This window comes from Alteromonas sp. W12, from assembly GCF_001924945.1.
In the GTDB taxonomy this organism is placed as follows: Bacteria; Pseudomonadota; Gammaproteobacteria; order Enterobacterales; family Alteromonadaceae; genus Alteromonas; species Alteromonas macleodii.
The window spans coordinates 588,770-610,888 of record NZ_LQXH01000007.1 but is presented as its reverse complement, the minus strand read 5'-3'; the positions used below and the strand labels follow the sequence as shown (position 1 = coordinate 610,888).

General features: G+C 43.6%; 21 protein-coding genes. 12 read left to right on the top strand and 9 right to left on the bottom strand.

Features of this window, described 5'->3' with window-relative positions:
• The first annotated feature begins 133 nt into the window (after window positions 1-133).
• The 3 genes from AWH61_RS20230 (at window position 134) to AWH61_RS10200 (ending at window position 1,305) form a co-directional block, all read left to right on the top strand.
• Entirely contained in the window at window positions 134-334 is a 201-nt protein-coding gene (locus AWH61_RS20230) for a hypothetical protein (protein ID WP_249922635.1), read from the top strand.
• Window position 335: 1 nt separating this feature from the next.
• Entirely contained in the window at window positions 336-542 is a 207-nt protein-coding gene (locus AWH61_RS10205; RefSeq protein ID WP_014977119.1) for a hypothetical protein, read from the top strand.
• A gap of 106 nt (window positions 543-648) precedes the next feature.
• A complete protein-coding gene (locus AWH61_RS10200) occupies window positions 649-1,305 on the top strand; it encodes a crotonase/enoyl-CoA hydratase family protein (protein WP_075176991.1) in 657 nt (218 codons plus the stop codon).
• Between the two features lie 57 nt (window positions 1,306-1,362).
• Here AWH61_RS10200 and AWH61_RS10195 read toward each other — a convergent pair whose 3' ends face one another.
• The gene (locus tag AWH61_RS10195; RefSeq protein ID WP_075176990.1) at window positions 1,363-1,878 is read right to left on the bottom strand and encodes an Mpo1 family 2-hydroxy fatty acid dioxygenase; all 516 of its coding nucleotides are present in this window, start codon (window positions 1,876-1,878) and stop codon (window positions 1,363-1,365) included.
• A gap of 187 nt (window positions 1,879-2,065) precedes the next feature.
• Between AWH61_RS10195 and AWH61_RS10190 the strand changes: the two genes are divergently transcribed.
• From AWH61_RS10190 to AWH61_RS10170, 5 genes are all read left to right on the top strand, one after another.
• A complete protein-coding gene (locus AWH61_RS10190) occupies window positions 2,066-2,929 on the top strand; it encodes an META domain-containing protein (protein ID WP_075176989.1) in 864 nt (287 codons plus the stop codon).
• Window positions 2,930-3,607: 678 nt separating this feature from the next.
• Window positions 3,608-5,074, top strand: a complete 1,467-nt coding sequence (betB, locus tag AWH61_RS10185) for a betaine-aldehyde dehydrogenase (RefSeq protein ID WP_014979913.1) — start codon at window positions 3,608-3,610, stop codon at window positions 5,072-5,074.
• Window positions 5,075-5,092: 18 nt separating this feature from the next.
• The gene (betA, locus tag AWH61_RS10180) at window positions 5,093-6,745 is read left to right on the top strand and encodes a choline dehydrogenase (protein ID WP_075176988.1); all 1,653 of its coding nucleotides are present in this window, start codon (window positions 5,093-5,095) and stop codon (window positions 6,743-6,745) included.
• Window positions 6,746-6,915: 170 nt separating this feature from the next.
• On the top strand, window positions 6,916-8,133 hold the full coding sequence (locus AWH61_RS10175) for a choline transporter (RefSeq protein ID WP_075176987.1): 1,218 nt from the start codon (window positions 6,916-6,918) through the stop codon (window positions 8,131-8,133).
• A 138-nt stretch (window positions 8,134-8,271) separates the two neighbouring features.
• Window positions 8,272-8,994: a TorF family putative porin gene (locus tag AWH61_RS10170; RefSeq protein ID WP_052235417.1), complete on the top strand. Its 723-nt coding sequence runs from the start codon at window positions 8,272-8,274 to the stop codon at window positions 8,992-8,994.
• Window positions 8,995-9,112: 118 nt separating this feature from the next.
• Here the strand turns inward: AWH61_RS10170 and rlmF are convergent, their stop codons facing one another.
• On the bottom strand, window positions 9,113-10,102 hold the full coding sequence (rlmF, locus tag AWH61_RS10165) for a 23S rRNA (adenine(1618)-N(6))-methyltransferase RlmF (protein WP_075176986.1): 990 nt from the start codon (window positions 10,100-10,102) through the stop codon (window positions 9,113-9,115).
• Window positions 10,103-10,108: 6 nt separating this feature from the next.
• A complete protein-coding gene (gene soxR / locus AWH61_RS10160) occupies window positions 10,109-10,585 on the bottom strand; it encodes a redox-sensitive transcriptional activator SoxR (RefSeq protein ID WP_014977126.1) in 477 nt (158 codons plus the stop codon).
• Window positions 10,586-10,691: 106 nt separating this feature from the next.
• On the opposite strand from soxR, the gene AWH61_RS10155 reads away from it, so the two are divergent.
• On the top strand, window positions 10,692-11,072 hold the full coding sequence (locus tag AWH61_RS10155; protein WP_049587211.1) for a VOC family protein: 381 nt from the start codon (window positions 10,692-10,694) through the stop codon (window positions 11,070-11,072).
• A gap of 160 nt (window positions 11,073-11,232) precedes the next feature.
• Entirely contained in the window at window positions 11,233-12,576 is a 1,344-nt protein-coding gene (locus tag AWH61_RS10150) for a M24 family metallopeptidase (protein ID WP_075176985.1), read from the top strand.
• Window positions 12,577-12,780: 204 nt separating this feature from the next.
• Here AWH61_RS10150 and AWH61_RS10145 read toward each other — a convergent pair whose 3' ends face one another.
• From AWH61_RS10145 to AWH61_RS10130, 4 genes are all read right to left on the bottom strand, one after another.
• Window positions 12,781-13,248 carry a hypothetical protein gene (locus tag AWH61_RS10145; protein WP_014950289.1) on the bottom strand — a complete coding sequence of 156 codons (468 nt, stop codon included), beginning with the start codon at window positions 13,246-13,248 and terminating at the stop codon, window positions 12,781-12,783.
• A 228-nt stretch (window positions 13,249-13,476) separates the two neighbouring features.
• Window positions 13,477-15,402, bottom strand: a complete 1,926-nt coding sequence (locus AWH61_RS10140) for a GGDEF domain-containing protein (protein WP_139308983.1) — start codon at window positions 15,400-15,402, stop codon at window positions 13,477-13,479.
• 184 nt (window positions 15,403-15,586) lie between these two features.
• Window positions 15,587-16,699 carry a hypothetical protein gene (locus AWH61_RS10135; RefSeq protein WP_075176983.1) on the bottom strand — a complete coding sequence of 371 codons (1,113 nt, stop codon included), beginning with the start codon at window positions 16,697-16,699 and terminating at the stop codon, window positions 15,587-15,589.
• A 185-nt stretch (window positions 16,700-16,884) separates the two neighbouring features.
• Entirely contained in the window at window positions 16,885-17,685 is an 801-nt protein-coding gene (locus tag AWH61_RS10130; RefSeq protein WP_075176982.1) for a PaaX family transcriptional regulator, read from the bottom strand.
• 249 nt (window positions 17,686-17,934) lie between these two features.
• On the opposite strand from AWH61_RS10130, the gene AWH61_RS10125 reads away from it, so the two are divergent.
• Complete coding sequence (locus AWH61_RS10125; RefSeq protein ID WP_075176981.1) at window positions 17,935-19,617, top strand: acyl-CoA dehydrogenase family protein; 1,683 nt, start codon at window positions 17,935-17,937, stop codon at window positions 19,615-19,617.
• A gap of 36 nt (window positions 19,618-19,653) precedes the next feature.
• On the opposite strand, the gene AWH61_RS10120 is transcribed toward AWH61_RS10125, so the two are convergent.
• Together AWH61_RS10120 and AWH61_RS10115 are read right to left on the bottom strand one after the other, a co-directional pair.
• On the bottom strand, window positions 19,654-20,205 hold the full coding sequence (locus AWH61_RS10120; RefSeq protein WP_075176980.1) for a DsrE family protein: 552 nt from the start codon (window positions 20,203-20,205) through the stop codon (window positions 19,654-19,656).
• 17 nt (window positions 20,206-20,222) lie between these two features.
• On the bottom strand, window positions 20,223-21,284 hold the full coding sequence (locus AWH61_RS10115) for an L-dopachrome tautomerase-related protein (RefSeq protein WP_075176979.1): 1,062 nt from the start codon (window positions 21,282-21,284) through the stop codon (window positions 20,223-20,225).
• A gap of 252 nt (window positions 21,285-21,536) precedes the next feature.
• Here AWH61_RS10115 and AWH61_RS10110 point away from each other — a divergent pair, with 252 nt between their 5' ends.
• Window positions 21,537-22,112 (top strand): DUF4136 domain-containing protein, encoded by a 576-nt coding sequence (locus AWH61_RS10110; protein WP_075177124.1) that lies wholly within the window; start codon window positions 21,537-21,539, stop codon window positions 22,110-22,112.
• Window positions 22,113-22,119: the final 7 nt, after the last annotated feature.

The following is a 22,119-nucleotide window of genomic DNA, read 5'->3' as shown; positions in this document are numbered from 1 at the left end:
ACACGCTTATCTCTCAAAATCAACGGAGCACACGAAGAACCTACGAGAATTTCTACACTACGCGAAAAATGTGCTCCCTTCTATTGCATCTACAAAGAAAAACGCCTGGCCAATACATCATGACCACTGTTTTATGCGGGTGATTTTAGACAATATTGTCGGCTGTGCGTGGTATGAGGTCATTCCCTCGCCGGCCTATAACGACCTGACCGACGAACAAGCCAGCGCAGCATTAAACCTTGCCAAACAAATAGCCACTGAGAGTGTATCGCTTCACGCACTCAACCAACGCTCGAAACAATGGCGCAATAAGCAGCTGAAGTTGGAGTTTTAGTATGACAAAACGAACAACCATTAACGACGCAATTTTAATAGAGGATGGCCAAGACCTAGAGCGAATTGTGAAAGACAAACGTGCGCAGTGGAGGGCTAATAACGCTAAAGCGCGACGCAGGCAACGTCGATATAAAAAGAAGCTTATTGCAGAACTTCCGCGAATTATTACCGATATTCATAGCACATATCCAGAAGATGAAGCCTAAAGCACTATCATAAAAGAAATCAATTACCTACAATCACTGCTAGAAAGTTGCGCTTAACAGAGTGTAACGTAAATTAATTCCTCCCCAGAAAGTGACAGGACATACCATGGCGTTTAATTTAGCTATTAATAACGATATTGCAGTAATCACCTTTGACGACGGAAAAGTTAACGCCGTAGGCTTTGATCTTATTCAGCAGTTCAACGATGCCTTAGATGAAGCAGAGCAAAACGCAAAAGCGGTTGTATTACACGGCGGTGAAGGCAAGTTTTGCGGAGGGTTTGATTTATCGGTAATGAAAGCCGACGACAAAGCAAAACAACACGAGTTGGTATCAAAAGGCGCTGAATTAATCGTACGCCTATATAGCTTCCCACTACCTGTAGTCGTTGCTGCAGAAGGTCACAGCATTGCAATGGGCGCAATTATGCTTATGGCTGCTGACCTGCGTATTGGTAAAGACGCAGATACTAAATATGGGCTTAATGAAACCGCCATTGGTATGGTGCTGCCGCCTTTCGGTATGGAGCTAGCAAAAGCCAGACTAGCGAATACATCTCAAACTGAAGCATTGCTTTTTTCACGTATTTACCAAGGTAAAGAAGCAGTGAAAGCGGGCTTTATCGACGCTGCGGTGCCTCAAGAGCAGGTACTAGCGACAGCCATGGGTTATGCAGAAAAGTTGAAGATGTTGCCTAGACAGTCTTTTGCTGAATCTAAGCTTCAGTTGCGTAAAGAAACGATAGAGAAGATGAAAGCTTAGCGATTATGTTATGACAGCGCGTTGAGACTGGTTGTTTCAACGCGCTGTCTAAAGCAGTTACTTTATGGGCCCCGACCGGCGTTCTATCTCTTCTTTAAGTGCACTTCGAAGGCCTAGCTCAAAACTTAATTCCGCAAGCACAAATAGTGGTCCTATGGCCAACCCCATTATGTCGTCGACAAACGCAGGCTTTTTACCCTCATAGTGATGACCAATGAACTGTAGCACCCAACCACCAATAAAAATGCCAAGTGAGATAGCAAGCCATGTTCCCATTTCATTCTGTGCGATGGGTTGAGCGAAATAGACCATAGCCCCCGTAATAAGCGTCATCACTATGCCAAGTTTTATATCTAACTTAATGTAGAACGCATTACCAATTGCCCAAACAAAGAGCGCTGGGCTTATGATCATATCTCCAAAAATTGGCGCGCTAACTAGAAACGCAGGCTTACTTAGTAGACAGAAAACCGAGAAAACAATTAGCGGAATACCGACATAATGGGTGTATATGTTTCTTTGATCTCTGTGGTACTTGGCGTACTCACTCAAGTGCTGTTCTAAATTTTTCATACTGCGTCACCCATAAGTTATATCAAGGTGTTAGTTTACTCCGTTCATTCGCTTACGAACTGTCGTTTTGACGACAAAGTGGAGGTATAGTGGTGCTCTTCGTGCTATTTGAGCTCAACGATTAAAGATGAACTTAGTTGGCTATCGCGAATCATAGTGAAATTGATTAAAAACAATTGGAGTTTTCATGACTTACAGGAAGTACCTTTGGGCTTTGACAGGTTCTGCGCTTCTTTCTTTAACAGCGTGCAGCTCGGTCTCCTCTCTCTATTCAAATGAAAGTGAAGGTAGTGAAAAGCATACCGAAGGCAAACCACTTACGTTAGCGGACAGTCATTGGCAGGTTGAAAGTATAGACCGAGCAGGAATTATCGATTTCAGCCATGTTACGCTTAACGTAAATTCAAACGGAGACACTAGCAGAGTAAGCGGCAGTACAGGTTGTAATCAGTTTACCGGAGCGCTAGATGTTGATGATGCCGATACGGTATTTAGTGATAAAAGCTCAGCTGAATCCTTTTCCACTGATAAGCTCATTCTCACCAAAAAGGCATGTGCGCCTGCACTGATGAAACAAGAGCAACGCTTCATCGAAATGCTAGCCGCATCGGCAAGTTATTCGATAGTGGAAAATACTTGGTTGGTGCTTTACGACAGTAGTGGCAATGAAACGATTAGAGCGATTGCTGCACAGATTTCTCAATCGACGACAAACAAATCGGCAAGTGCGACAAAAAGTAATGTAGATACGAAATTGTCTGACCTGGCTTCATCGCAAAAACAAGATGTGGTTGGCTCAAATGAACAAGAGTCGACCAAAACGTACAAATGTGAAACGCCTAATGCCAATCTCGCTACATTACGTGTAAATACGCTTGGGCCTGACACATTGGCCTTATCATTAAACAACACCCATCATATTGTACAGTTATCACGTTCAGCATCGGGGGCAAAATACACCAACAACAAGAACGTAGTGTTTTGGAATAAAGGTGATGTTGCTACCCTATCGATCAACTCAGGTTATTACCATTGCAGTTTAAGCACCTAAAGCGAAATCGACGCTTACTTGTCTGTTTTAGGCTTAGTCTCTACCTTAATATTTACCTCACATGATGAAAGGGCCTAAGCTGCCCTTTTAACTTCTCTTTTCAACAGCATCAAATTGCGAAGAGCAATTGCTTTTAGCCCCGCATGGTTAACCCTTACCTCCAACTCAATTAGTTTCAGTTAAACATTTTCGCACCTTTAATTGATCAATCAAAAAGGAATTAAGTATGGGGATAGCTAATTCTTTATATATTTAATGTTTACACTTTTACTATTTAAAATCAATCGCTTACCAGCGAGTTTCACAGGTTACTCCTAGTAATTACGCGTCTGTAACAATGCTCACAAGTTGAAACAATAGTTAGAACACTATACAATTTATTTTTATTGAACGACCAATTAAAATAAAAGCATCAGTAAAAAGACGTGCGACATTGCGTTTTAAAACCTTCAATAATGCGTATTTGGCGCAGTAGGTAATGATGTTTTTTACAGGGTGACTTTTACAAAACGAAAGTGTTCTATTCGTGCAAGTTAACAACTCAATAGAGAAAATAGTTTCAACACTATTCATCATTTTGAAACTATTTCTACGTATTAGGTATTCGTAATAGAAGTTAATTCGCAGTACCCGCAAATTGGCGAAAGTTTTAGTCCTTTTAAAAGTAGGAGTTTATGCATGTCATTACCGACTTATCAGAATTTCATTCACGGCAAGCCGATGGCAAACAAAAGCAAAGAAACCTTTGCAGTAACCAACCCCGCAACCGGTGAGGTAATTTACCACGTAGAAGTGGCTGATGAGTTTATTCAACAAGAAGCAATTAAAAGCGCTAAAGAAGGTTTTTCAGTGTGGTCAGCAATGATGCCAATTGAAAGAACCCGCATTCTTAATAAAGCGGTTGCATTGCTTCGTGAGCGTAATGACGAACTCGCTAAGCTTGAAGTACTCGATACCGGTAAGCCTATTCAAGAAGCCGACTGTGTTGATATTGAAACTGGCGCTGATGTCATTGAGTACTATGCCGGCCTAGCTCCTACTCAACTAGGTACCCAGCAACCTGTGGGTGGCGATTTCTTCTACACGCGCAAAGAAGCGCTAGGTATCTGTGCCGGTATTGGCGCATGGAACTACCCTATTCAAATCGCTTGCTGGAAATCAGGCCCAGCCCTAGCCGCAGGTAATGCGTTTATATTTAAGCCGTCAGAAGAAACCCCAATGGGGGCGCTTAAACTGGCTGAAATTTTCACCGAAGCTGGCGTACCTGACGGCGTATTCAATGTGGTTCAAGGCGCAGCACAAGTAGGTCAGTGGCTTACAAACAGCCCTGACATAGAGAAAGTATCGTTTACTGGTGAGGTAGGCACAGGTAAAAAAGTGATGCAAAGCGCCGCTGCGTCGAACTTAAAAGACGTAACAATGGAGCTTGGCGGGAAGTCACCGCTTGTAGTATTCGAAGATGCCGACATTAGCCAAGCTATTAGCGCCGCTATGCTTGGTAATTTTTATACCCAAGGTGAAATCTGCACTAACTGCACCCGTGTTTACGTTCAACGTTCTGTTTATCAAGCCTTTATTGATGAGCTTAAAGCCCGTACCGAAAACAACATTGTTATGGGCGATCCGCTTGACCCTAACGTAAACCTGGGCGCACTTATTTCTAAAAAGCACCAAGAGCTGGTACTTAGCTATATTGCCAAAGGAAAAGAAGAAGGCGCAACGCTGTTAACCGGCGGGAACGCTGCCTCTCCGGCATCTGCGCCAAATGGCTATTTTGTTGAGCCAACAATTTTCACTGACTGCACTGACGATATGACTATCGTTAAAGAAGAGATCTTCGGACCAGTAATGAGCGTGTTAGTTTTCGATGATGAAGACGAAGTGATCGCGCGCGCGAATGACACTGAGCTAGGTTTAGCTGCCGGTGTATTTAGTAAGGATATCCAGCGCGCGCACCGCGTTATCCACCAGCTTCAAGCCGGTATTTGCTGGATAAATGCATATGGTAACTCTCCGGCTGAAATGCCTGTAGGCGGCTACAAACAGTCTGGCATTGGACGTGAAAACGGCGTTGAAACGCTTAATAGCTACACACAAACCAAGTCGGTTTATGTAGGTATGAGCCAAATTGAGAGCCCGTTTTAAGCCGCAGTAGGAGTACATATGCAGACATTTGATTACATTATTGTTGGAGCAGGTTCTGCCGGCTGCGTGCTAGCGAACCGCTTATCAGAAAACCCAAAGCACAAGGTGTTGCTACTGGAAACCGGTGGCTCAGATAAAAGCATTTTCATCAAGATGCCAACGGCGCTGTCTATTCCTATGAATACCGACAAGTATGCGTGGCAATTCAACACTGAAAAAGAGCCCTATTTAAACAACCGTGAAATGCACTGCCCACGCGGTAAAGTGTTGGGCGGCTCGTCATCCATTAACGGAATGGTATACGTACGCGGCCACGCTAAAGACTTTGATGAATGGGAAGCTCACGGCGCAGAGGGCTGGAATTATCAGGCGTGCCTACCCTATTTCCAAAAAGCAGAAACCTGGTACAAAGGTAACGACGCGTACCGAGGTGGCAATGGTGAACTCGGCGTTAACAACGGCAACGAAATGAAGAACCCGCTTTATACGGCCTTCATTAAAGCCGGTGAACAGGCGGGCTACGATATCACTAGCGATTACAATGGTAAGCAACAAGAAGGCTTCGGCCCTATGCATATGACCGTTAAAGATGGTGTGCGCAGTTCGGCAAGCCGTGAATATCTTGACCCGATAAAATCGCGTAAGAATTTAACTATAGTGACTGGCGCGCTGGTTACTAAAGTTGTGCTGGAAGATAAAACCGCAAAAGGCGTTGAATATGTAGTTAACGGCAAAGCCGAAACTGCCGCCACATCTAACGAAGTGATTTTAAGTGCCGGCTCTATTGGCTCGCCACACATACTGCAACTTTCTGGAATTGGCGACAAAGAGATTCTTGAAAAAGCAGGTGTTGATGTTAAGCACCACCTGCCGGGTGTAGGTCAAAACCTGCAAGATCATTTGGAATTTTATTTCCAGTACAAGTGCAAACAGCCAATTACGTTAAATCGCAAACTGGGCTTAATTTCAAAAGGGTTGATCGGCGCTCGCTGGTTGCTAAACCGTTCTGGGTTAGGCGCTACGAATCACTTTGAATCTTGCGCGTTCATTCGCTCAAAAGCAGATGTGGAGTGGCCTGACATTCAGTACCACTTCTTGCCTGCCGCTATTCGATACGACGGAAAGTCAGCGTTTGATGGCGATGGTTTTCAAGTGCACGTAGGTCACAACAAACCTAAAAGTAGAGGTAGCGTAACCCTTCAGTCGGCTAACCCGACGGTTCCACCTAAAATTTTGTTTAACTATTTGCAGCATCCAGATGACATCGAAGGGTTTAGAGCATGCGTAAGACTTACACGAGAAATCATCGCACAGTCAGCATTCGACGACTTCAGAGACGGCGAAATTCAGCCTGGCGAGCACATTCAGACGGATGAAGAAATAGACGCTTTTGTGCGTGAAGCTGTTGAGAGCGCTTACCATCCATCATGCTCTTGCAAAATGGGTGAAGATGAGATGGCAGTGGTAGATTCTCAAACCAATGTTCATGGCATTGAAGGGTTGCGAGTGGTGGATTCTTCTATCTTCCCCACAATTCCAAACGGAAACCTAAATGCGCCAACCATCATGGTGGCGGAAAAGGCTGCAGACATCATTCTGGGTAAACCTGCTTTGCCACCACAAAATGTACCCGTGGATATTCACCCGCATTTGCAAACAAAGCAACGCTAAATTTTTAAACTATCTCGCACCAGTGTGCTTGTTGTTAAAACAAGCGCACCTTCCACAGTGCCTACATACCGCCTTTACTATAAGGCTTTAATGTGTAGTTGGGTGGACTGTTTAATAACGAAAAAAAGGAAAAAACATGTTTCATTTTTATCAATATTGGGAGGGTGATAATGACAGTATGGCTTAGTGCAGGCATTATTTTCACTCTACTTTCTGTAGCCTATATTTTGTTTAAATGGGGCAACATGAAAGTGGTCGGCGTAACGCCAGTTAGAACCTTTACCTTTATTGCCATTCTCTTTACCTCAGGTTTGGACGTGGGCCTTATTATGTTCCCGCTCACTGAATTTGCTGGTTATGCTGACATAAGCGCAAGTCCTGAATATGCCTTCACCAATCCGCTCGCCATTGAGTTTGGGTTCTGGGGATTCTTAATTTGGGGATTCTACTTTCTTACTTGTTTTTATTTCTGCGTAATCGAACCTAAAGTAAAGTTCTTCGAGCTTCCTGTTGTTAAGTTCGTAAACAACGTTGTAATCATCGGAACCTGTGCTTTCACGGCGTTTCTATTACTGTCTAACCTTCCGTGGTATTTACCGTCGATAGGCGACGGAGAATCTGTCGTGCCTGCGTTCTACTTGATTGTGTTTGCAGCCATTGCTTTTGCCGTATATTCGAGCACTAGCATTAAATACGTGCGTATATTAAGCCTAACAACCACATGGGTATTCATCGCCCTCATTGTTGGCATGTGGGCGGCAGCATTTGTATTTGGCGAAAGTGAGATAACGGCTTATTTTACCAACCTAGGTCTTATTGGCGGGTACTTTGCGAACATCGATAACTTCGTATTGCCCATTAATGAGTATCACGAGTTCTATCTATTCTGGTGGTTCAGCTGGAGCATCATGATTGGTCAGTTTACGTCTCGCTTCGTGGGCGGTCTTAAAACTTATCAAGTTATGCTGGCTATGATGGTCATTCCATCTATTCCCATTGCGGCTTGGTTTTCAGTACTGTACCACTATCACAGTGCAGGTATTCCTACTGAGGGGATAACCAATTTAGCCATGGTGTGTGTGGGTGTCGTCTTTGTGATCAACTCACTTGATTCACTGATTAGACTGTACACAGATAATCTAAACATGACCGTTGAACGCATCGGTAAAGGCAATTACATTACTCTCAATATCGTGGCGCTTTCGCTACTCACGCTGCTGTTCAAACTAGACTTCTTGCAAATTCAGTGGGTGGGTGCGTTAGTTATCGCTATCTTCTTTAGCTGCTTTGCTTTCATTCTAAGTCAGAAGTTTAAATCGGTGACGGCCATCAAAACATCGCCGAAAGAAAACAAAATCGACTTTACCAAGATAGAAAATCTCAACTAATTAAATCAATCACTTCTTACCTCATTAACATTGGCTCACTTTGAGCCAATGGGGGTAAGTGTTGCCCGAAACCGGCGTAAAAGCGCATTAACTAGGAAGCGGGCCAAATAAAACAACGATAAAAACAGGTGTTTAACAATGAAAAAATTGAATTCTTTTTTTACATCCGCGCATATTTTCACAGTGGCTATTGTCGCAGCGTTATATTCTTCAGCTTCATTCGCTGATTGGAGCGCCAATATCTCTGCGGTTTCAGATTATACCTTCAACGGCGTTAGCCAAACGCAAAACGACCCTGCACTACAAGGCGGTGTTGACAAAGCATTTGATAACGGCACTTATGCAGGCACGTGGGCATCAAATGTAGATTTTGGTGGCGATACAAACCTTGAATGGGATTTTTACGTGGGTCGTTACCAAATGCTAACCGAAACGGTGAGTTTGGACTACGGCATCGCTTATTACTCTTATCACGGTGGCGATGATTCAAGTGATGGCAATTACCCAGAGGTGTATACCAAGTTTGGTTATGCCAGTGACTACGGTAGCTCAGAACTAAACTTCTGGTACACGTGGGATTACTTTGGAACAGGCGCAAAACACGCTATCGCAATGGTTGCTCATACCTTTGAACTAGCACCCAACCATCATTTACGTGCAAGCTTTGACGTATCTAACTCACTAGACAGTGACAAGTGGCTGTGGAATGGTGATGACACCTCTTTCTACCACTACCGTTTGGCTTACCAAACAAGCTATGAAGGGTTCGATTTCGAAATTGCTGCTGAAAACACCAATCTTGATTTTGATACCGCCGATGAGCGCATTGTGTTTGGTGTATCAAAAACCTTCAGCTTCTAAACGTTGAATTGGAAAGTGGTTCTTCAGAACAAGAGCCACTTTCCTTAGCAAATGCTATGCGTGCTCGCACTACGCTGCTTCAACTGTACTCGGTCAATTTAACTTAGCGATACGACGGTTAAAAAGTCCACGCAACAAAACGACTCAATTTACTTCCCTGTCCCATATCAATCACTTTACACTGCGCAGCACCGTAATAATCAATACTGGTTTTAATTGGTTTCAAATGGGCACTCTTCGACACCAAGCAGGTGAACCATTCTACATTGTCTTTTACAGAGACACTCTCTTTAACCATGCGCTGAATAAAGGCAAGTTCACCGCCTTCGCACCACAGTTCATTCGCTTGGCCCGCAAAATTCAAGTTTGCGTCCTTACCTTGGTAAGCGGCATTTTTACCTTGTAGCTTGGATGTACGATGCCCAAAACCTTGCTCACGATTATCGGTGAACTTCGCACCACTTCGTTTCTGTTTATTACGGGTTAAATTAGATGTCTTCCTTCGCGTGCCTGACAGTGCCTCTTGCGCAGACTTATGAAACGGAGGATTGCACATAGTAAACGTAAATCGTTCATTTGCTTCAATCACGCCGTTGAAAATACTTGCTCTATTCAATTGTTTACGCACTTGGAATTTATGGGCTAACACACTATTTTTACTAGCAATAGCTTTAGCACTTTTTACTGCGACGTCGTCAACATCACTCCCTACGAACGACCAGTCATAGGATGTAACGCCGATAATAGGATAGATAGCATTTGCGCCTACGCCTATATCAAGCCCACGAACGTTTTGATCTTTCCTCTGTTGACTCTGCTCACCCTGCGCACTGCTGCTCGTTGATTTCAATAAATCAGCAATACCGTGGATATAATCTGCTCTTCCAGGTACAGGAGGGCATAAGTAGCCATCAGGAATATCCCAATATTCAAGGCGGTAGTAGTGATGAAGTAAGGCCGCATTAAGCACCTTCACCGCTTTTGGGCTGGTGAAATCTATACTGGTATTGCCGCTTTTAGCACGAACGAGAAAAGACTTGAGCGCTGGGTATGTCTGGCACAGCGTATCCATAGGATAGCCGTTCTTGTGAAGATTTTTTGGGTGCATGAAACGCTACTTTTTGTGTGAAACTAAGAACTGGGATTGCACGTTTTCATCGAGCAACTGGGCACCGCTACCTTGGGCTGCCACTTTATCGTCGGTATTGTAAAGCCTACAGCGATCTAATGACAAACACCCACAGCCAATACAGCCTTCTAACGACGTCTTCAAACTGGTCAGCGCGGCTATTTTTGCTTCGATATGCTGATTAAACACCGTACTTAATTTTGCCCAATCAGCTTGTGTTGGCGTTCTGTTGTCTGGAAGTGTAGACAACAGACTCTTTATCTCAGCAAGGGAATACCCCATATTTTGCGCAATCAAAATAAAGGAAACTCTGCGAATGACAGAGCGAGGAAATGCTCTATTTCCGCCATTTGTGCGCACAGAAGGAATTAGCCCTTCGTTGGCATAATAGCGAATTAATGAAACAGCATTGCCAGTACGTTTAGCAATAAAGCCAATGCTTACCATAGGTTCTGGTGCCATAACGCCCCTTTTCCAATTTCAAAATAGCGGGTAAAAATCGCTTGATCTAAAGTTAGCTTTAGATATTAAGCTGTTTTTCGTTGATTATCTACAAAAGGAAAAACACATGACAACTGCATATTTAGAGCACGCGAATATCACCGTTGAAAACCCAGATGAGCTAGCCAGCTTACTTTGTACGCTATTTGGTTGGAAAGTACGGTGGAGCGGCGGCGCCAAAAATGACGGCTACACGGTGCACGTAGGAAACGATAAAGACTACCTAGCCCTTTACAGACCTAAAACTATCAATGATATTGAAAGCGATTATAAAACCCTCGCCAATATCAACCACATCGGTATTGTTGTGCCTAATTTAGACGAAACAGAGCAGCGGGTTCTGGCACTAAATTTCAATACTTTTAGCCATGGCGATTATGAACCAGGTAGACGCTTTTATTTCATGGCTCAGCAAAACATAGAAATTGAAGTCGTTTCATATAACTAAGGCTATCAGGTTATACACCTAGCTGAACTTTCAAATTTAGTGTTAGATTAACGTTACCCCACTCGTGCGCGTTTTACTTTGTATTTGTGTTTGCTAGGTTTGTTTACTAAAAATGAACGCGCACTGTGGTCATTTTAATAATAATAGACAGGAAACATGGATGAGAAAGTTACTAGCGATAAGTTTAGGTTTAGTAATGTTATCCCTATCGGCAAACGCATGGGCGAATAACATTCTTAGTATGAAACAGCGAAGCGAGCTGATTGATAAGATCACCGTTGAACGCTTCAATTCCGTGCTGCCCCAAATTATGGAGCGTGAAGGCATCGACATGTGGGTGTTAATGTCCCGGGAATACAACGAAGATCCCGTTTTAAAAACCATGTTACCTTCTACTTGGATTTCCGCACGACGTCATACCATGTTAGTCATTTATAACCCCGGCAATGGTCAACCGCTAGAACGTTTGGCTGTTGCAAGATATGCGGTAGGGTCACTATTTAAAAAAGCGTGGGATAAGGAAGCACAACCCGACCAGTGGAAGGCATTGAAACACGTTATCGAAGCCCGGAATCCCGCTAAAATTGCCATTAATACGTCTGATTCATTTGCGCTCGCTGATGGCATGACCTCTACCGAACACGATAAATTTATGGCCGTACTTCCTGAAGCGCTGAAAAGCCGCGTTGTAAGTGGCGAAAGACTCTCAATCGGTTGGCTGGAAACGCGCAGTGACCTTGAAATGCAATATTATCCGGTACTTACTCAAATTGGTCATTCACTGATAGCAACGGCATTTTCAAATGAAGTTATAACCCCTAACGTGACAACTACAGACGATGTGGTGTGGTGGCTGCGTGATCAAACGCGCGCTTTAGGGCTGACCAACTGGTTTCATCCTACTGTCTCAATTCAACGTAAAGACAGTGAAGTCTTCGACCAAATTACCGCGTTTAGCAAGCGTCCTGGTGAAAACATCATTCGGCCGGGCGATCTCATTCATGTCGATTTCGGCATTACTTACCTTCGACTTAATACTGATCAACAGCAGCATGCTTACGTGTTAAAGCCTGGTGAAAAAGACGCGCCAGCTTCACTTAAGGAAGCACTTAAATCTGGAAACCAGTTGCAGGACATTCTGACCGGTAATTTTAAAGTAGGCAGAACAGGTAACACTATTTTGAGTATGTCGCGGCAGCAGGCTATCGAACAAAGCATTACACCCGCTATTTACACCCACCCGCTTGGTTTTCATGGGCACGCGGCAGGTCCAACGATAGGAATGTGGGATGCACAGGAAGGAGTGCCAGTTCAAGGTGACTATCCAGTGTTTGCACAGACGGCTTATTCGATAGAACTCAATGCAGCAAGCTTTATTAAAGAGTGGAACAAAGAAATTAGAATTATGCTGGAAGAAGATGCATTTTTTGACGGTCAGTCAGTAACCTATTTAGATGGCAGGCAAACTGAGTTTCATTTGATTCATTCAGATGAAAACCAATAACTATAGGTGGAGCGTTACGCCTATTTTTAGGCCTATACGAAATGAAAAAACTGAACGGTGCGGCTAAAGGTTGGCCGATGCGAGAAGACTTACGTAGAATTAAATCAAGCGAAGCGTAAAGTGTCAGGCCTTTCGCCCTTTCAAGCGAAAGGCCATGAAACTGTACTAAATATTAGCAGTAGGTTGCTATCCTAAAACGCAGTCTTATTCAGCAGCAGTGCGAACAACTACGTTCTCTGCACTGTATTCGCGAACGAAATCAGACATTGTTTTGTGGTTACAAATAATGTTCTCACCTTCCAAACCAAACTTCGCTAGTGCCGCTTCTTTACCTACTGAAAGCGCTTCTAGACAAGCCTGTGACGCAACATCTTGGTTTTTAGCAACAAGTGCTACAGTTTTCGCGTTTTCAGTCGCCTTGTTGTTTTTGTACATGTAAGCAAAAGTGCGAAGTGATTCGCCGTTGCAACGTACAGATGCACTGAACTCTTCTGCGTTAAAACCTTTTGAACGGATAAGACGCAATGCTGGACCAAAACCATCTTCAGCAGCAGTTAAACATGCTTGTGTTTCGATGTTGTCGTTAATTGGCTTTAGTACGACATCTTTTGCGAAAGATTGAGTGGCAGCAACAGATAGTGTTAGAGCAATTGCGAAAGTAGACAGTTTCATTTTTGAATTCCTATTTTGTAACTAAATTAGATATCACCTGAGTGATGAATACATTATGAACAATACTTTCAAAAAATAAAGCATTTTTCGTAATTTAATTACAGAAATAGCAAAATAAACAGACAGATCACGACAAAACTGAAAGTTATTTACAAAAATCAACATATTTTATATAAAATTTTACATATAAGTCTTTTTAGTTACAGATTTCCAAAAGGTCTACTAGGGTTAAACTTCCACTATTTGAGATGGTTCATTGAAGTTAGACCGAACGACTTGATCCCTTCCACTGCGTTTCGCCTCATAAAGAGCTTGGTCAGCATCATTTAACCATTCGTTAAGAGACTTAAATCGATCATCAAATGCTGATACACCTATGCTTACTGACACTTTTCTTTGTCCAAGCAAAGTACAGTCCTCTAGCTCTCTAACTTTAACTCTGATCCTCTCTGCTATATCCATGGCTTGCGCAGCATTTAGATTATTAAGTATTACTGCAAATTCTTCACCACCGTAACGACCTGCATAATCTCGCTCTCTAATACAGTCCATCACCTGCCCAGAGACCATAGAAATAACTTTGTCACCCACTGTATGACCGAAGTTATCGTTAATAGATTTGAACATATCGATGTCAATAAAAAGCAGTACTGCCTCTTCGCTTCTACGACTCTTACTCAACATGGAGAACGTTTGCTCCAGTTTCATTTGCAAGAATCGACGGTTGAGCATTCCCGTTAATAAGTCTGTTTTGTTTGCGATTTCAAGCTTTTCGTAAGCTTTTCTCTTGCTTACAATCATTTTGACTAAAAATATCGCCATCAATGAAATGGAAACGATACAGAAAACAAGGAGTTGATTAGTTTGTTCTAGCTGACGTGCTTTGTCTCTTGAATCAAATAGTGCCTTACGCTCCTGCTCTTTCGCATTCGTTAGCTCTTCCAAGTAATTCAAACGGTCCATTGTTACGTCAAAGCGGAATCGCCTAAACTCGGCTTGAATCTGCTTTAATGCACTCGCAACGTTACCCTGTGACGATGAAAGCAGTGTGTTGGCAATTTTGAATTCTGAAGGCTCGTCCAAGCCATTCGAATTAAGTACGTTACTTAAATATTCTGACAATTGATTTGCTCGCTCTAGTTGACCAAGGGAGGCGAGTAACTCAACTTTCAAAAACTTACCTTGTAACTTCCAGCGCTCGGGTACTGAATTGTGGCCATTTTCAGCCTGCTCCAACAGTACGAGAGCTTCTTTGTTTTTGCCTAATAAAAATAATTGTTCAACTTTCTTTAGTGAGGCAAAGTAGATCTCGTTTTGATCCTCAGATGCGGTCGCGTAGGCCAAATATCGATCGGTGTAAGTGCCTACAATATTGGGGTCACCTATTTGCTTTAGAAAGTAGCTAATAACGTTGTAAAAATGAATGAAGTATTTAACGGGTATATCATGAGCTTCACAGAAGTCTATATACCGATTTAAAAGCTCAATTTTGATAGAGGGAACGTTTTCTACTACATAGGCAGCGTGTAAACCCATCATCAAATCCCCCACTCCAGAGTTATTTTCTGATAAATAGTTTACTTCCGTGCCAAGAAGCATGGCCTCTCGACTACTCCTTTCAGATAGCGCGACAAAAACAATATAGTTGAACTTGAGTGCTTCTTTTACCTGTGAAGAGAGACCGGAATAGTACCTTTTTAAATCATCACTTCCAGCGCGCTTCCCTTTGACCCTGTCCAAACGGCTTAAAATAGCGATTTCGGATAGCTTCGCAAAAGCGAGTTGGCTTTCAGACATAGTATTCAGAGCGTTTTGTTCAATTGCCTTTACTTGCTCTAGTGCGAGTGAATATTCGTCGTAAGATATATAGTAATACATCAACAATTTACTCAACTCGAACTTTGATTGAAGCGGCGAACTCAATGCACCGAGTTTATGGAGTTTATCTTGAGAAGATGCATCTAATTTATTGGCTAACCGTTCCAATAATTTTTCAGCGCTATCGGCATAAGTCCTATCAGCATTCAATTCAGAAAAATCATTGATATTAGCTAATGCCTGTAGACTGAAAAGACAGGTGATCAATAGATAATGTTTGAGGCGCATTTGAGTTGACTTCATTTGAAGGGAATATAAGGACTGAGAATGCTTCAAGACGTGCTCCCCTATTTTAGTTATAACTTAATGTATAGCACTAAAACTTCTTTAAGGAGCAAACGCTTACCTATACTTCAGCAAAAACGTCGAAAAAGAACCAACATTTTCATCCTAGCAACCTTTTAACTAGCCTCTAGGCTCGAAGCATCAGCAAACCCTTATATTACTCTAATTCGTCAACTTAAACAATTAAGTCATGCATCCAATTTAGTGAAGGCAACTGCTGCTCTGGTTGGTAAAAGAGTCGATTTAGTCTACCTAATAAATTAACCGAACGGCTGGGATCGTGCGCTTTAACCCTATGTTCACTCTCGGTTAGCATGAATTCCCAAGGCTGAAGATTGAGTTCGTCTACTTCTTCCTGCCTAACGCCCAGTGATTGCAATGTTGACAAAATTCGCTCTGTTTTACTTTCGGCAATAGGAATGATTTCGTTGCCGTATAAATCATCGAGCGGCGCATTGATAGCTTCTAACGCGTGATTTATTGCTGCCCACACTTCATCGTGGTCAAACGCCCAGCCTCGCGGAGCATAGTACCCCTCTATTTCCCACTCAAACTCTGCGTTGCTTACAGCAATAGAGCTTTCTGCTTCAGGAGAATAAGCTAGATCAGGTTTAGCGCCAATGTTGTAGGCGTCTACACTCATGGCGACGCAAATGATCAAATCACCACAATGTTGCTTGTTTGTGTAAAGCGCTTCAAATGCTGCCCGCTTAACCCCCATCCAACCGTGTACTCTCGAGGGTTGTTCAACAAAGTGTCTTACATCATCGGGTAAGTCTTCGCCATAGGCATTGATGAGCAGAGGAAGCGGATTTTGATCTGGCGCTTCGTCTGGCATCCACACTTCGTATTCTTGTCGGTTGTCAGCTTTTCCGCGACTTTTAATTCCGAACGACAAATTCACAGGGCGGCAAATACTTCTATCTTCATCCACTTTGTGAAAATACTCAGAACGCATACGTTTAATAAATGGCGCGTCTAGCCCAGCCAACGCTGCCGTTGGGTAGCGATACCCTATTTCACTATGCTCAACCATATGTAACGTGGGAATAGCCTGTGTCAGCTTATTCTTCAAACCCGACAACGCATGAACTTTAGGCAGTACAATGCTTCTCTCTGGCTCTATGGTAAGCCGACTTCCATCTTCGGTTACGAACTTTGGCGTTTTATGAAATTCATACCCCGTAAACCCCAAGGTATCTACAGCGGCGTTTCGATACTGAGAAAGCTCATTGAAAAGCGCTGTATGATTGCGAATATGCTTAAATAACGGTCTTGATGCGGTCATCTTCTCTCCATTTACGCTACTTCCATTAGAGCTAATTACACTTAGCGTTCTATGCGGCCAAATAATTACTTACCGTCTCATCTTTCTGACTGTTCTCACACAATACATCTATATGTGAAATTTACGCTCAACTGTGTGTAACGTATCTGTAACCCTCTTTTTGAGCTGTTTACCTTTAATCTCGCTTAGTTTTGATTTAAAAAGCGGTGCCAAATTTGTGCGCCAGCATCATCGTACCGTTTTACTAGATTACGGTAGCGCTCACGCATTGCTACATCTGCAAGTGGCGATGGCAATAAGGGGTCAAACACCAAGTGGTATAACGCCCTGTCTCCTATCACATAAGATTCTTTGGTTGCTTCTTCAAGGGGTAAAGACGTTAATCGAGCAAGAGATTCCTCTATTTCGATGCATCCGTCTTTATAAAGTGCCTCTAGGTTTAGGTGGCTCCATAATCCCATCGCCCTGCTGTGTGCTTTAGTGTCAAAGTCGCTGGCACTAAACACGAGCGCCTTTCTCGATAGACCAAGTGTGTAAAGTTTGTCTCTTACTTCGCCTGCTCCGCCTGAGAAATTGTTCGGTCTGAGGTAAACGTCGTTTGTCAGCTTTCTCATCCCCAAAAGCTTCAGCGCTCGTTCATTATTTCTGAGCTGCTTTTTATCACTTTTAGGAAGCGTGCTGGTTTGAGCGACAACCCAATCGTTTTGCCAGGGTACAAGCCCATCCTCATCCTCTCGCCACTGATGAATTTCCTTTGCAAAACGAATGCCTTTGTCGCCCAGCTTGTAAAAACCGCGTTCAACCAAGGTAATAAGCTGTGCAGACTGTAAACGCGTGAGCGTTACCCGAATGTTATTTTCAGAAATATCAAACAGCGCCCCTACGCGAACAGCTGCGCTGGCATTCATTTGAATATTGTCACGGGAGCCCAATAGCTTTAGCAGTAGCTTTCTTGCATTGGGCTTTTTCTGTTTTTCTAATTGCAAACTCTATTTACTTCTTTGTCTCAGATAGGACGTAATTTTAATTAAAATATAAGTTGGCTTAAGGCCAAACATATACGCATTCATCATTATATAAACACGCGCCGCGCACAAACATTACATGAAATACCAATTTACAACTATTAATGTAATGTTTTAAGGTAGTACTTGGAGATAGTGCTTTAACGTAGCCCTTTAAAGTAAAAGCCCATTTCAAGGGTACACCTTGTATATTCACCAAGTGGAAATGCCATGACTTCATCAAATCGATTTGTTACGCACGTTGTAGAAAACCAACCCACCATTTCCACGCCCTACAATTTGTGGCGTGATGACACCTTACTGCGCGTGTTAGTCGATCAGCATTTGCCATCATCCCACCAGCATGACGAAGGGTTATTAGGCCAGTATGGTCAAATCGCGGGGGATGCACTTATGGCTCACGGAGAGCTTGCTAATAAGAATAAGCCAACTCTCCACACATTCGATCGCTATGGCCGCCGCATTGACGATGTTGAGTTTCATCCCAGCTATCACGCGCTTATGGAAAGTGCGATGCAGCACAATGTACACAACTATTCGTGGAAGCATGAAGGCATTGAAGGCGCACACACCTTCAGGGCAGCGCTAATGTATATGCATTATCAGGCTGAGTCTGGCACGTCTTGCCCGCTGACTATGACCCACGCAGCTATTCCGGCCATGCGGTATGGAAAACAGCTGCCGCCCGTATACCTAGAGAAAACCATTAATGGTGTTTATGATCCTCGTTCCCTGCCTGCTAGTCAGAAACATGGACTGACTATTGGTATGGGGATGACTGAGAAACAAGGTGGGTCGGATGTTAGGCGTAATACCACTACAGCGGTGAAACAGGCTGATGGAAGTTACCATATCGTAGGGCATAAATTCTTTTTCTCAGCCCCCATGTGCGACGCTCATCTTATACTTGCGCAAGCCGAAGGCGGACTAAGCTGTTTTTTGCTACCAAGGTTGTTGGAAAATGGTGCACTCAATAACGTGCGAATTCAGCGTTTGAAAGACAAGCTGGGTGACTGGAGCAATGCATCGTCTGAAGTTGAATTTCAGGAAGCCACGGCATATTTGATTGGCGAAGAAGGCCGTGGTGTGCCGGTGATCATAGATATGGTGTCGCTTACGCGGTTAGACTGTATGATTGGCTCATCAGCACTTATGCGACAATCACTGATTCACGCCTTACACCACGTAAGTCATCGCGACGCATTCGGCAAGACCTTAGTCAATCAGCCTTTAATGCAAAATGTGTTGGCAGACCTCACCATTGAATGTGCGGCTGCTACTGCACTCACTATGCGCGTTGCCAAAGCGGTTGATAGTGCATCGAGCGATAATCATGAAGCTGCACTGGCAAGGCTGGCCACCGCCATTGGAAAATACTGGGTTTGTAAACGCACGCCTATGTTTGTTAACGAAGCTCAAGAGTGTTTAGGCGGTATTGGTTACGTTGAAGAAAACCCCATGCCACGATACTACCGCCAAGCGCCTCTGAACTCTATTTGGGAAGGAAGCGGAAACGTACAATGTTTAGATGTATTGCGCGCACTCGCCAAAGAGCCCAATGTTAAAGAGGCTTTGTTTAGTGAGCTTAAAACACAAGCAGGCAAAAACAAGCACTATGATATTCATCTAAGTAAGCTATTCGACGAGCTATCAAACACGCAGAATATGGAAACGCGCAGCCGATATTTAACAGAACAAATGGCGCTAGCGCTACAAGCATGTTCACTTCTTGCTACGTCACTTAATAACGACAACGCCCTTATCGACATTGCCCACACCTTCTGTGAATCAAGGCTTGGGAATGCATGTGGTTTTGCCTTCGGTACATTACCCGACACCACACCGTTTGAGAAAATTATTGCCTTTGGGCAGGTATCGTCTAGGAAGCTATAATAAAGCTCCTGTGCGCAAGAGGAATTAACTCACAACTTAAAAAGGGTTAACCGAATACCCTTTTTGTGCCAGGCGCGCGTGGGCTGTCATGGCTGACAAATCCATTTTCACTCCGTCTATCAACGCACTTTTTTCAACGCCATGGGCAGCGGCAGACTGCCCACACACTATTACGTCTACACCTTTCTCCATCAACGCTACAAGTAGCGTTTCGTTTCCATTCGGTAAGCCCTTACGCTCTTTGAAGTTTGCAGTTTTAAGCACTTCTTCTGTGGCAGAGCCGTGAACGACAAGCGCAAGCGAAAGATTTTCCTGCTTAACGCCGTTGGCTACGTGCATATTGATAAACCGTGCCAGCGACTCAAACTTGCGGTTTACCTCACCAGGGCTTGCCGCTTTGGCTACGTCAAACGCAACCTTGAACGTCTGATTTTCAGGAAAACTTACGCCCTCAACATGAGCATGCTTGCCGAAAGTGTCAAACACAGGGCCATAATCAAAATCTGATTTAGCTGAAGCTTGCCCGGCTACTAAGAGTGCTGCTGCAACCCCCAGTGACGCGCTGCCAACCCCTTTTGTGATGCTCATTGCTAATTCCTCGAACTTTAACGCGCAGGTAGCGCTGTCTTATACACTTCAAATGTCATGTCGCTAACATCACTACCCGCATCTTGTATTTTGCTATTGGTATAGTAAAGCGCATTGTTGTAGATACTAAAGGTATCAGCCCAATTCACCACATCACCTTTCACAAGGGTGCGAAGGTCTAGACTTGGCGTAAGGTACTGTACTTCTTGCTTTTCCAGGTCAGCTAAATAAACATTACCTTGATGAAAAATCATGCCATCTGGTGCGCCTGTTGTCGCTACTTTTCGCACTTTTTCTGCCAACACGTCATTTGACGATTTCTCGATGTCAGATGTGTTAATGGCATACAGCGAATAACCAGACAATGCGTGAAAATATAGTGTGTCGTTTAACGTATCAAGCGCGATCCCGTCAGACTGAACAGGCATAGTAAAGGGTTTGCCCTGAATACTTAACGCATCGACTTCAGCTTTAGTGGTTTTATGGTTATCTAAAATACGATAGCTGGTATTGTCATCAAGGTTATATACCACTAAACCCGCGTGAGCCGAGTCGGTCATATAAATGCGATTCGTTTTTTCGTCTACTCGCAAGTCATTAATGTACGAATCAGGATGGTAAGCGTCTTCGCTAAGTATCAAGGTCCCTTCAATTTCGTTTGAGGCTAAATCAACGACAAACAAGCGAGGTTCATCCACTACACCTTTAAACTTGGGGTTTCGGGTGTCCAATACATACAGCTTATCCTTGTGCGCAACCACTGACTGCACCGCTAAAAAGCAGTCTTTTCTTACTTCGCTTTGTGCCACACACTCATTTGTTTGGCTATTAGGGTAAGCGACAAATTCTCCAGTGTCGGTAACCTGAGCTACGGAAAAGCGAACGCCGTCACGCCAGTTAGGCGCATTCACAAATACACGACCATCATTACTTACCGTAACACCGGTAATTTGCGTGCCCTTTATGTCGCCCACTAATTCAACATTCGCGTCTGATGAATGTTGCGCGATTGCATTTACAGAAAAAAGTGCGGCGACAGTGGTGGCAAGTAACCCTAGTTTTATACGCTTTGTATTCATGTCCTTTTACCTTTAATTAGTGGCTTCGCTTGTCAGCACACACCACAAAGCGGTGCGCATTAACAAAACTGAATGGAATAAAGCATACGGTCTTATCGTGAATGTGGAACACCTTTTAGCGGCTTATCTATGCAGGCTGACGAAAATCAAGTGGTGAAACTAGCTTTACCACTTATGAGATCCAAAACACGCTATGCTCTCGTTTAAGTTAAGAGCTAACAAACTTTACTGAAAATTATGCACAGCAGTATGATGAAAAAACGTGAAACTGGTTTAATGCAAAAGGCAAAGTATTTGAAAACAGTGCTACTTTTAACAGCATGTATGGTCGTGGTTGCCGCATGCAGTAGCAGTAAGCCTCAAGTAAATATGGATGAAACACAAAACTTTGCCGATATTAAAACGTTCTATATTCAGCCTCCTCTAAACCCAATCAACGCAACGCTGGCCAATCATCTTTCCTCAGCCATTACCCAGCGCCTCATTGAGAAAGGCCTCACCCCATCTTCGGAGGAGGACGCCGATATCGCGGTGGGATACCTACCTTCCACCACCACTAAAGAGGATGGCACCACCTTGAATCTAGGGCTGGGCACCGGAAGTTACGGTCGCTCTGGCGGCATTTCATTGGGCAGCATTTTTAGCATTCCGGTTGGAGAGCAAACCACGCTTCAACAAGGGCTTCAAATTGACATGGTTAAAGACGGTACATTTATTTACAGCGCGTCGGGAGCGGTAGAGCTGGAGTCGAAAGACAGTATCAGCATTCAAAATAAACTTGATGAACTCGTCATCAGGCTCCTTGAACAATATCCGTCTAACAGATAGCTCACAC